The sequence below is a fragment of the Levilactobacillus spicheri DSM 15429 genome, assembly GCF_001435095.1.
Taxonomy (GTDB): domain Bacteria; phylum Bacillota; class Bacilli; order Lactobacillales; family Lactobacillaceae; genus Levilactobacillus; species Levilactobacillus spicheri.
In genome coordinates, this window is record NZ_AZFC01000018.1 from 19,118 (window position 1) to 30,863 (window position 11,746).

General features: G+C 57.9%; 11 protein-coding genes. 4 read left to right on the forward strand and 7 right to left on the reverse strand.

From position 1 onward, the window contains the following. Positions 1-128: 128 nt before the first annotated feature. Together nhaC and FD37_RS07170 are read right to left on the reverse strand one after the other, a co-directional pair. Positions 129-1,580, reverse strand: coding sequence for a Na+/H+ antiporter NhaC (gene nhaC / locus FD37_RS07165; RefSeq protein WP_056964426.1), 1,452 nt, complete (start codon positions 1,578-1,580; stop codon positions 129-131). Positions 1,581-1,926: 346 nt separating this feature from the next. After that, positions 1,927-2,463 (reverse strand): GNAT family N-acetyltransferase, encoded by a 537-nt coding sequence (locus FD37_RS07170; protein ID WP_056964428.1) that lies wholly within the window; start codon positions 2,461-2,463, stop codon positions 1,927-1,929. 159 nt (positions 2,464-2,622) lie between these two features. Here FD37_RS07170 and FD37_RS07175 point away from each other — a divergent pair, with 159 nt between their 5' ends. Beyond that, on the forward strand, positions 2,623-3,033 hold the full coding sequence (locus tag FD37_RS07175) for a hypothetical protein (RefSeq protein ID WP_225436335.1): 411 nt from the start codon (positions 2,623-2,625) through the stop codon (positions 3,031-3,033). 453 nt (positions 3,034-3,486) lie between these two features. Here the strand turns inward: FD37_RS07175 and FD37_RS07180 are convergent, their stop codons facing one another. Beyond that, a complete protein-coding gene (locus tag FD37_RS07180) occupies positions 3,487-4,350 on the reverse strand; it encodes an aldo/keto reductase (protein ID WP_056964430.1) in 864 nt (287 codons plus the stop codon). Positions 4,351-4,556: 206 nt separating this feature from the next. On the opposite strand from FD37_RS07180, the gene FD37_RS07185 reads away from it, so the two are divergent. Then, complete coding sequence (locus tag FD37_RS07185) at positions 4,557-5,198, forward strand: hypothetical protein (protein ID WP_056964432.1); 642 nt, start codon at positions 4,557-4,559, stop codon at positions 5,196-5,198. Between the two features lie 22 nt (positions 5,199-5,220). On the opposite strand, the gene FD37_RS07190 is transcribed toward FD37_RS07185, so the two are convergent. The 3 genes from FD37_RS07190 to FD37_RS07200 form a co-directional block, all read right to left on the reverse strand. Next, positions 5,221-5,988 carry a potassium channel family protein gene (locus FD37_RS07190; RefSeq protein WP_056964434.1) on the reverse strand — a complete coding sequence of 256 codons (768 nt, stop codon included), beginning with the start codon at positions 5,986-5,988 and terminating at the stop codon, positions 5,221-5,223. A 227-nt stretch (positions 5,989-6,215) separates the two neighbouring features. After that, a complete protein-coding gene (locus tag FD37_RS07195; RefSeq protein WP_056964436.1) occupies positions 6,216-8,045 on the reverse strand; it encodes a MucBP domain-containing protein in 1,830 nt (609 codons plus the stop codon). A 209-nt stretch (positions 8,046-8,254) separates the two neighbouring features. Beyond that, positions 8,255-9,415 (reverse strand): ArgE/DapE family deacylase, encoded by a 1,161-nt coding sequence (locus FD37_RS07200; protein ID WP_056964438.1) that lies wholly within the window; start codon positions 9,413-9,415, stop codon positions 8,255-8,257. A gap of 669 nt (positions 9,416-10,084) precedes the next feature. Here FD37_RS07200 and FD37_RS07205 point away from each other — a divergent pair. Both FD37_RS07205 and FD37_RS07210 read left to right on the forward strand, forming a co-directional pair. Further along, positions 10,085-10,594, forward strand: a complete 510-nt coding sequence (locus FD37_RS07205; RefSeq protein ID WP_056964440.1) for a YbhB/YbcL family Raf kinase inhibitor-like protein — start codon at positions 10,085-10,087, stop codon at positions 10,592-10,594. A 21-nt stretch (positions 10,595-10,615) separates the two neighbouring features. Further along, a complete protein-coding gene (locus tag FD37_RS07210; RefSeq protein ID WP_056964442.1) occupies positions 10,616-11,128 on the forward strand; it encodes a universal stress protein in 513 nt (170 codons plus the stop codon). Between the two features lie 228 nt (positions 11,129-11,356). Here FD37_RS07210 and FD37_RS07215 read toward each other — a convergent pair whose 3' ends face one another. Then, complete coding sequence (locus tag FD37_RS07215) at positions 11,357-11,731, reverse strand: iron chaperone (protein ID WP_056964444.1); 375 nt, start codon at positions 11,729-11,731, stop codon at positions 11,357-11,359. Between the last annotated feature and the right edge of the window lie 15 nt (positions 11,732-11,746).

The window sequence follows — 11,746 nt, forward strand, 5'->3', positions numbered from 1 at the left end:
TCGACCGGCTTGCTCGCCGGCGTGGAGCGCTTGCCCTCAACTATTGTGTCAGTTTCATCGGACAACAAAAAGCCCCCATCAGCAATCCACTGACAGAGGCTAGTTCAGTTCATTTTAGGTTGATCAGACTACCGACCAGCCGCTTCCGCTGCATCGGGAGCGACGGCTTGCGTCGCGGTCGTGGCGCTGGACGTTGGGGCCTGACGCTTCAGACCGATTCCCGTGAAGCCGCTGATGATCGAGAAGACCGGCGACAGGAGGCTGAAGAAGCAGAATGGCAGGTAAGCCAGCGTCGACACGCCTAACGTGTTGGCGGCAAAGGCCCCAGCAACCCCCCAAGGAATCAGGTAGTTGATGACGGTCCCACCATCTTCCAAGACCCGGCTCAGTGCCAGGTTGGCCAACCCGCGTTGGTTGAAGACCTGCTTGAAGGCCTTCCCGGGTAAGATGACGGATAAGTATTGTTCCCCGACGAAGACGTTGACCCCGACACCGGCCAGAATTGCGGCGGTGACCAGCGACCCGGACTTGGTCAGGCGCTTGACCAGCGGCGTCATGGCCGTTTGAATCAGGTCAAACTTCATTAACAGGCCCCCCAGGGATAACGTCAGGATGATCAGGGAGACCGTCCCCATCATGGCACTCACACCCCCACGGGATAACAGCGCGTCGACACCGGCGTTTCCGGTCTTGGAAACGAACCCGGATTCGATGGTCGCGGCCAATCCCGCCAGCGAAGTCTTCGGTTGTTCGATGAAGATCATGACGATGGCGACCCCGATGTTCAGGAACAACGTGGCGATGGCGGGCACCTTCAGTAAGGCGCAGGCCAACATGATGACCAACGGCAAGGCGGCCCACCAGCTAATGGTAAAGTGTTGGTTCAAAACAGCCAGTGTCGTGTCGATTTTGCCCATGCCGGCGTCGCTCGCGGCACCGGACCCGATGATAGCGTAGAGAACCAGGGAAACTAAGAAGGCGGGAATCGTGGACCACATCAGGTTCTTGATGTGACTGAACAGGTCAGACTCGGCGATGGCCGACGCCAGGTTGGTCGAGTCGGACAGCGGCGACGTCTTGTCCCCGAAGATGGCCCCGGAAATGATGGCCCCGGCGACTAACGCGGGGTTCATCCCCATGGTCGTCCCCATCCCGAAGAGGGCGATCCCGACCGTTGAGATAATGGTAAAGGCACTCCCGATGGAGGAGCCGATAATGGCACAAACCAAGAAGACGGATGGGACGAACCATTTAGCGGAGATCATGTGGAACCCGAAAACCATCATGGATGGAATGATCCCGGCTTGAATCCAAACACCGATCAAGGCCCCAATCAGGATAAAGATAAAGATGGGAATGATCCCGGTCTTGATGCCGTCGATGATGCCGCCGTGGATGTCATCCCAGCTGGCCCCGCGCACCTTGGCCCACAACATGACCAACGCGATGACCAACATCACGGGTGTCTGGGGCGACAAACCAAACTTGATGACCCCAGTTCCCATAATCACCAACATCACCAGTAAGACGATAAGCGCCTCACCTAACTGAACGGGTTGCCACTGCTTTGCTTGTTTCATACCAATCACACTCCTTAATTTCTCTCTAAATAAAAATCGTCCCTGCCGCAAGAAGTCTTGCAACAGGGACGATTCTCGAATTTAAGGACCGTGGTACCACCCAGCTTGAATAGACTGGACGCCTAAAGGCCCAGTTATTCCACTCTCTAGACAGTAACGGTTCTAGGTTTTCCGCCTGGCGGACCAGGACGTTCCACTGTATTTCGTCGAAATCACCCTGATCGGTTCGCAGCACCCACCGACTTTCTGACACCCAGATGATCCGCTACTTGGTAATGGAAGTTAGCGTTCAATATTTGATTGACTTGAATGATAGCACGATGAGAAAACACCGTCAACCTTTAATTTAAAATTTATGAAAGGCCGCCGGGTATTCCAGCATCCCGCCCACGTGAGCTAAAGCCCCGGGCTTCAAGGCCTTGATGAGGTGATTGCCCATCGGTACCGGCAACGTATTGTGGATGGCAAAATCTTCGGCCATCACGTAACCGTGCCGGCCGTAATAGGTCGAGTTCCCCACCACACTGATGGCCGGGTAGCCGGCCAGTTGGGCCCGGGATTCCAGCTCGACCATCAGCTGACTGCCGATGCCTTGCCGTTGATAGCCCGGGGCCACGGCCAACGGCGCCAGGGCCAAGACGCTGGTCGTGTGGCGGTCTCCGCGAATGGTCACCGGTGTCAGCAACCCGTGCGCCACGATTTCTCCGTGACCGGGCTTGACCACCATTTCCAGACTCGGCTGGTAGTCGTAGGACGTCCGTAATTGATGAATCAGGTCCACTTCGGACCCGTCGCTTTCGTCGATTGGCGCGAAGGCTTGGGCAACCAGTTCATCGACCTGGTCATAATCCGTCGGTTGAATCGTTTCAAAGCTTAAATTCACAGTTTATACCTCTCAATCTCATAGCGGCTCGCAACGATAATCCCTATAATACTGTGCTATTATACACGATTTGTCCATAAATGCAGGGCTGCACCTCGCAATTTTATAAAATCGCTTGAAATCCCCCCGGAAAACCCCGTACACTAGGGGCAACCTATTATGAGAATTGAGATGATTAAATTGACGCACAAACAGCGTTGGGCCCTGCTTTCGGTGGCCCTCTACATCGTGTTTGTCATCGCCGCCATCACCACCGGCTTCCTGGATCCCAGCAAGGTCGGCCTGCAATGGACCATCTTCTGGTACTTCTGCGGCGCCGGGCTCGCCTACTACTTCTACTTCAAGAACGTCAGCTACCGCGAAGTCGTGTACTACGCCCAAAAGCTGGGGTTGCACAAGGACGACCTGAAGGCCATGGTTCCCAAGTTGAAGGAGACCCAGGACGTGCCCGACCCCGACAAGCCGAACTTCTTCAGCCCCTTCGCCAAGGTGCCCATCACGGTGGTCAACGAATTGACCGACCAACTGGAACCCCAGGCCCAGCAGGCCAACATCCCGCCTTATAAATAGGGGCGGGTCAGCGCTTCCGGGGCGGACAAAAAATTGGGCTGGTATCCGCGCTCCACGCCGGCGAGCAAGATGGTCGTGGTGGGCACGATTCTGAAGCCCTGTGAAATTCATACAGGTCTCCAGAACTCGGCCTTGATGTAATCGGGCACAGAACGCCCGATTACATCAATTTCACCACGACCATCAAGTCGCCTCTGTTTCGCTCACATGGTGTATAACCAACAACAAGTCAAATGGTCGTCACCCGTCACCCGCTAGTAGGATAAGTGCTATTTGCACATTCTGCTAGTTGATTAGAAATCCCAGCTGAGCGGAAACCATCGGCAGCTGCCACCGATTTCAACGAGTGGCCTGCGTGTGTCAGCCGGCGACGACCCTCTTCAAAAAGAAAAAAACGACCACCCGGTACTGTGACTGGGTGGTCGTTTTGCGCTTCTTCAGTTGACCGGTTGGTTACTTCCGGCCGCTGTAGCTCTGGGACTGCTTGAGCCAGGCTTCGTCGTCGGGGTTCGGGCCAACCCGCTTGCCGGCGTCGAGGTCCGCAATCTGGTGCATCTCGTCTTCGTCCAACCCAAAGGCGAAAATGTCCCGGTTCTGCGCGATTCGTGCCTCGTGGACGGACTTCGGGATCACGATCTCTTCCCGTTGCACGTGCCACCGCAGGATGATCTGCGCCGCACTGACGTCGTGGGCCGCCGCGAGTTCCGTGATGATCGGGTCGGTCAGGGCGTTGTTCTTGCCACCACCCAACGGACTCCAGGCCTCGTGTAAGATGCCCTGCGTTTCCAGGTAAGCGTGCAGGTCGTTTTGCTGGAAGTACGGGTGGGTCTCAATCTGGTCAACGACCGGCTTAACGGTCGCGGTCTTCATCAACGTTTCCAATTGCGATTGTTGGAAGTTGGAGACCCCGATATTCTTGATCTTGCCCGCCTTGTACAGGTCTTCCATGGCCCGCCAGCTTTCGGCGTAGCCCGGTGCCGGCCAGTGAATCAGATACATGTCCAGGTAGTCAAAGCCGAGCTTGTCCAGTGTGGCTTGAAAGGCCGCCTTGGTCTGGTCGTAGCCCCGGTCGCTGTTCCAGAGCTTGGACGTGACGAAGACGTCCTCACGCTTGAGGCCACTCTCCCGAATCGCCTCGCCGACCCACTGTTCGTTGCCGTAGTAGGCCGCCGTATCGATGTGGCGGTAACCGGCCTTCAGCGCCCATTTAACGGCGTTCTTGGTGTCCGTGGCGTCGTCGACCTGGAAGACGCCCAGGCCGAGTTGGGGAATCTGGTTACCATTGTTGAGTGGTAAGCTGGGAATATCATTATGCATGTCAAAAAACCACCTTTCAAACTTGGTTACGGTTCTATCATACAATAATCTCCCCGGCTCCGGTCAGGGAAGACCCGGTTTTTCCAGAAACAGGGCCTTTTAATTTTTCCCCGGGGCACTTTTGCGTTATGATGAAGGGTGTGGTAGTTTGTCATTCGGTGACAAACCCATTTTTTCACACCGTTCTGAACATGGAGGTTTTTCAGTTGAACAACCAAGAACCAAAATCACGCGTGCAACGGTATAACTTTAACGCCGACGACCAGCGACCACCACGGCACCGCCGCCGTCAACGCCGGTGGTGGCCCTGGCTCATGACGCTGATCACGTTAGCCGTCGCCATCCTGCTGGTCATGGCCATCAACGGCCATAAGTCGGCAACCACCCACTCAGCGGCCTCATCGAGCTCGAATTCCTCGGTGCTGGCCCACTCGACGTCGGCTTCCGAAGCCACGGCCTACAGCCAGTTTTCGGCCAAGCTCGACACCTATACCGATAGCGCCAGCGGTCTTACCGCCACGCAAAAACAAGCGTTACAAACCATTATCAACAACGAAAAAAGTGCGACGGTGCAAGCCCGCGAGCAGAAGCTGCTGGATCGCACCACGACCCAGTCGGCGACCAGCTCCAGCGACAACACCAGCAGCAACGCTGACAGCACGTCTTCGACCAAGAAGAGCAGCAGTCAGAATCCGACTTCGTTCGACACCACCCACACCTTCTCATCGGTGGGCGATGCACAGAACTGGGCCCAGGCCTCGAAGAGCCAGTGGTTACAGGCCGGTTACTCGACCTACACCATCACCTCGGATGGCCAAGGAAACTACAATTTACAATTCGTGCGGTAACGTGCGCCTCAGCCCCCCCGGCCTAATCGTCCGGAGGGTCTTTTTTGGTCAGCGCCTGCACTTGGTCCTGCAGGCGGTCGACCTTGGTGGTCAGGGTGTCGATCTTGGCCAACAGGGTCGTCAGCTCGACCTGCTGCTGTGCCGTGGCCGCCGGAGTCGCCTGCTGGGTCCGACTGGTGAAGAAGTCGGTGATGGTACTGGTCAGCAACCCGATGAAGCCGATCCCGCCGAACATCAGGACGCTGGCGATGACCTTGCCCACCGCGGTGTGCGGCGTCTCATCCCCGTACCCCACGGTCGTGGCGGTGGTCACCGCCCACCACAGGGAGTTGGCCAGCGTCTGCTTCTCGGACAGGGAGAACAAAAAGGCGCTGAGGACGATGATGGCCACGCTGATGGAGAAGAGGTAGATGAAGCCCGTGCTGTAGATAAACCGGTGGTAGTTGCGGGTCCACTTACCAGCGATGCCCAGCCGCCAGAACAGGTGGTGGAACCGCACCAAGCGGACCAGCCGCCCCAGTCGAAAGATGGCGAAGACCGGGTGCATCGGGATGATGCCCAGCAGGTCAAAGGCCGACTGGATCAGAAAGATCTTGCGGTCCTTCGCCAGGATCAGGCGCACCAGGTAATCCCCGGCGAACACGCCCAGTAGTCCGTTGGCCACCAGCAGTTCGGCCGGTCGGCTGCCCCAGTGGCCCAGTATCAGGCCCAGGTTGATGATTGAGGCCACGGTCAGCACCGTGACCGCCGTGTGATAGCCCACCAACCAATGTTGTTGACGTCGTGCCACCTGAAATCCCTCCCTAGATTAAAATGATCATGCTCTAATATAGTCGGCCAACCGCGTCTTGCCAAGCATTTCGAAAAAACCTTTAGGACTTCGCAACGTTTCCGGGGCCCCCACCCCATGCCGGCAGCTAAAAAGGGCGCCCGGCAAGCCTGCCCGGACGCCCATTTAGCTTCTATTCTGTTGGGTGGTGCCAACCTCAACGCCGGTGCGTCAGGCGGATGCCGGCACTATTTAACGGCTTGACTAAAGTTCAAGTTGGCCGAGACGTACTGGCCGTTGGTCAACTGGTAACGGGTTGTCAGGTTATGGCGCACCAGCTTCTTCACGGTCAGGCGTTGGCCCTTGCGGTAGTGGCGGACCTTGCCCTTGAGGCTGGCCGTTTTGTAGCTGTTCAAGCCCTTATCGTTGATGACCGTGATGGCCTTCGGGCGACTCTGGGCGTAGGTCGGCCGCACGTAGGCTGACTTCGTCGTGATGTAGCCCTTCTGGCCGTAAGTCTTCGACCCACGCGTCACGTCCTTGACGTAGTAACGGAGCCGGCCCTGCTTGGATTCGGCCGTCTTCAGGACGACAAACTGCGGCCGCTTCTGTTGCGGCTGCTTGGCGAACCAGCGGACCCGGTTCTTCGCCGTGAAGGTCGCCGAACGGTAGAACCCGATCTTCTTGACGCTGGACACGCTCATGTTGGTCACCGTGTCCCCGGCGTCGGAGGCCTGGGTGTCCGAGGAGCCGTTCGCCGACGAATCGGTGGTCGGTCCGGTCGACGACGAATTAGACGCGTCGCTTGAGTCGGTCGCGCCCCCCGCGTTCCCGCCGGACGAATTACCGGACTCATTGGCCCGGTACACGAAGGTCACGCTTTGGGCACTGGTCGTAAACGTGCCGCTCGTGGCCCCGTCGGCCTTCTCGAAGGTGTAGCCCGCAATCGCGATCGGTTTCGCGGTAAAGTCTGCGCCCAGCTCCCCGGTCAGCTCGTCATCCGGATGAATCGATTTTCCAGCCTGATCGACGTAGTGGACCGTGACCGGTGCCACGACCGGCGCTTCCGGCGTTTCCAGGGGCTCCCAGATGTAGGTCGCGTTGCCGCTCAGCTCGTCTTGGTGGGTCCCGTCATACAGACTGTTCAGCTCCGCACTGGTGTAGACCCGTTTACCGGCCGTGCCGACGGGCAAGTACTGGTCCTCCTGGTTCTCCCATTTACCGGTGTAGATGGTCTGGTCATACGACGGGTACCCCCCGCCGGCGATGTCCGGGAAGGTCCCGGCCGCGACCTGACTGTCGGCACTCAGGGTGAGCTCGCGCAGGTCGTACTGCTTGGATAACGCGAAGACGGAGGAGATTTTACTGCTAGCCGGGAGTTGCCAGTTCCCCAGGTTCAACTTCTGAAGCCGATAGTCATTGGTCAGCATCATGTAGGTGGTCTCAAGGCCGCTGACGTCGAGGCCCGACAGATCCAGCTCCCTCAACTGGTACAGGTTGCTGAAGGTGGCCAACAGGCTGGTCACCTTGGCGGTCGCGAGATTCCCCACCTTCAAAGACGCGAGCTTGTAATTGGTGCCAAACATCATCTCAAGCGACGTGACCTGGCTGACGTCCAGGCTTGAGATGTCAATCTTCTGCAAGCTCTCGTTGGCCGCAAAGAGCCCCGCCAGACTGGTGCTCCGGCTGGTATCCAGGTTCTCCAAGTTTTCGTACGCCTCAACCGTATTCAGGTGACCAAACGTGTACGATCCCTGCTCCGCCGTGCGAACGGTCCCCTCAAAGACCACCTTGGTCACGGTCACGCCCTGGGCTGCGGCTTCCTGGACCGGATCGTAGAGCGGACTGTAGACGGTCTTGACGGCTTCCGGCAGGTCCCCGGCGCCCACATGCAGGACCCCGTCGTCCGTTACGTTCCAGTCACTGGTGCCGACCGTCCCGCTTGCGACCGTGGCGGCCTTGGTCGCCGCGTGGGCCACGACGGCCGTTGCGGGTGTCGTGGCGTCCGGTGCCAGGAGTTGCCCGCCGCCGATCAGCAGGCCGGTCAACAGTAATCCCATGGTAAGTTTGCTGTTCATAAGTTTTCCCCCATAAAGTTGATTGTGAGCAGTTGCGTCCAGACTAAATTAAACCGTCCAATAGACTGAACTGTTAATTGTTTTTGATAGCGCTATCATACACGCTATTTAGTAAACCAATCAACCATTAAATGACTTTTCTCATGAGATTTTTAATTAAAAAAGGATTCCCAATGTTAATTGGAAGTCCTTTCGTGGTTGGTACTGATTTACTGATGCGCAACCTGCCGTAAAAAGACCGGAATCAACTGTTCATAAACCTCAACAGCCTGGAGGTACTCCGGCAGGTCCACGTACTCGTCGGCCTGGTGGGAGGTGTCATTGCCGGGACCGATCTCGATGCTGGCAAAGTCGCCCTGGGCCCGCAAGAACTCGGCGCCGTCATTGGCGCCCCCGGACCCGACCACGTGGGTGTCGTGACCGCAGACCTGGTCACTGACCTGCTTGGCCAACTGGACCAGCGGCGCGTTCGGGTCTCCCGGAATCGCCTCTTCGGGGTAGCTGTAGCTCAGCGCCAGGTCCACGCCCGGCTGCTGGTTCAGTTGGGCCACCAGCCTTTCCAGCTCGTCGTAAATCACCTGGTTCGGGTACGCCGGAATCGTCCGCATGTTGGCCATCAGCTCGGCGTGGGCCGGGATCGAGTTGATCTGTTCACCCCCGGAGATCAGGTCCACGTTATGTAACAGGCCGCCCAGAACGGGATCGGTTTTCGTGTGCTGCGCCATCAGGGGACCGACCGCGTTATAAAACTTCATCAGGTTGTCGATGGCGTTGATGCCGTTTTCGGGACTGGCGCTGTGGCTGCTCTTCCCGGTCGACACGACCTTGTAGTCGATGACGCCCCGGGCCGTGTAGACCACGTTGTCCAGGCCGCTGGGCTCGGCGATCACCAGCCCGGCCAGGCCATCGGCGTACCCGGCATCAGTCAGCTGCGCAGCTCCGTACTCACCGGTCTCCTCCCCGACCGTGGCCAACAGGCGCACGCTCCCGGGTAACGGAGTGCCGGCCTCGAGAAACTCCAGCATCGTCACGACCAGCGCGGCCAGCCCGCTTTTCATGTCGGAGGCGCCGCGGCCAAAGAGCTGGTCCCCCACGATTTCCCCGCCAAACGGGTCGTGGTGCCAGGCGGTGGTGTCTCCGGGCGCCACGACGTCCATGTGACCGGACAGACCCAGGCGCGGACCGGTCGCTTGGCCGATGGTGACCACCAGGTTATCCCGGCCCGGCGCGTAGGTCAGGCGTTCGACGGTCGCCTGGGGGTACGGGGCAAAGAGGGTCGTCAGGTAATCGGCGACGGCGGCCTCGTGGTCGTTGACCGACGGAATCTGAATCAGCTTTTGGAGAATGGCAATTTTAGCTTGGGGCGTCACGGAACATCAATCCTTTCGAGATTCGTTAAGTTGTTACCTAGCATACGCCTGTCCTTTCAAAAATCAATCGTTTTCCGTAAAAATATGCTAATTATGGGATTAATTCGGATTTTTATACATTTATTATGAATATTAAGACGGAAATATGCTCCGCTGGCGCTCACCCTCGCTTCACACCGACAGCAAGTCGCCTCTGTTGCGCTGATACGGTGTGATAACCCGTTCTAAACGGGACCTCCTCCGATGATGATGCTTGGCCTAAAACTGAAACGCTGATGTCTAAGACCACCACCGATGTGACCCTGCACACGGATCAGCTGGAGGGGCAGGGAATGCTGCCCTCACTCAAGATGGCTGCTGACTGGAAGAAGTTATCTATTGGCAAATAACCACCGTCAGCCGGGAGGGAGGTCAGAATTGGGCTCAGTTGCCTCGTTTCTGTTGGCCGGGTGGTTTTCCTGGCCTACAGAAAGGCCGAGCTTGAAGACTTAGGCGAATTTCCTAAGGCTTCAAGTCGTGCCGGCAACGTTCCAGCCCTATTCTGGCCGACCGGGAGGCACTGCCCCCCCTCCCCTTTCTAATCAATCCGGGTAACTTACCGAGAAATTCGCGATGACTCGTTGGCCTGCGGTATAATAAGGAATAGGCAACATGACTAGGAGGGATTTTATGCGTATTTTTGTACCGACTGATCAGGGCTTCTTAGCCGACGAGTATAGCAAGCACGCCGAGGGCGACAACGTCTACGGCGACACGCCCGTCACCTCGTTTCCCATCAGCCTCAGCAAGCTCCCGAAGAAGACCAAGACCCTGGCACTGAACCTCATCGACTTCGATGCCGTGCCCGTCTGCGGCTTCCCCTGGATTCACTGGGTCGCCGCCAACATCCCCGGGACCACCCGCGAGATTCCCGCGGACGTTTCGCGGACCAACGCGATTCCCCACGTGCACGGCCGCAACAGTAACGCCGGGTCGCTGGTCGGCAACACGGATCCCGCGATTTTTCAGAACTACACGGGCCCGTTCCCACCCGACAAGGACCACGACTACAGCTTGACGGTCTACGCGCTGAACACCGTCCTGGACCTTGAGGACGGCTTCTGGCTCAACGACCTCTTACACCAAATCAACGGCCACGTGCTGGACACCGCCACGGTCACGCTCCGTGGGCGGGTCTAATCCCAAAGAAGAAGGTAGACTATGCAATCAAACTATCAACGGATCTTAGTCCCCGTTGACGGCTCCGTTCAGGCCGAACTGGCCCTGAAGAAGGCCGTCAACGTTGCTCAGGAGAACCACGCCCACGTCGACTTACTGAACGTGCTGCGGATCAACCACTACGGCTTCTACGCCAGCGGCTCGATGCCCGGCGACGTGATTCACGAACTGACTCAAGACGCCACGTCGTACCTGAATTCACTGGTCGAGACCACGGCCGCCGCGACCGGCTTTCACGACATGGCCATTCACGTGCGGTTCGGCAATCCCAAGACCGTCATCGCCCATGAATTCGTGCGCGACCACCACAGCGACCTGATCATGCTGGGGGCGACCGGCCTGAGTGCCGTGGCCCGGATGGTCGAGGGGTCCGTCACGGCGTACGTTAGCCGGATGGCCCAGATCGACGTTTTCGTGGTCCGGACCGACCTGGACGGCCACGCCATCGACATGAAACAAGTCGCCAGCAAGAACCAGGAACAACCGAAATTGTAATCAGTCAAGAGTGGGACAAAAGGCGGTTAGCTGGCGAGCATTAACGGCGTCAGGCGGATAATCCCGACTTTGGATTATCTGACTGACGGTGTTAAGCGGAACCAGCTGCCTTTTGGCGCACGTTTCGACACCAGATAGTCGAAAAACGAACCTGAAACTTTTGTTCTACTCTCTTTAGACGCCAAAAACCGGCCAGACCCGCGGTCATGCCAGGTCCGACCGGTTTTTCTAGGCCCACCAGAAGCTGGAAACGTCCGCCTTGGCGCTCACGACAAACTGGATGATCTCGGCCAGTAAGGCGCGGTCCACGGGCTGGTCCCAGCCGATGCGTGCCAGGCGCTTGCCAGAATGGTACCCGGCCGCCACCAAGCGGTCCCGAAAGTGCGCCATGGTCGGGCCTTCCAGGGCGACTGCCAGGTGGTGCTGGCTCACGCTGAAACCAATGACGAAGGTCCCGTGGTCGGTAAACATCGGTTGATGCCAGGCGACCCGTTGGTGCAGTGCCGGAAAGGCCGCCTGGACCCCCGTCAGGACGCTGCGGACCCGCAGTTGGTGGTCCGGTTGATCAATGGTGGCAAGGTAACGCTCAAATTCTGGACTCATGGTTTTTCCTCCGTA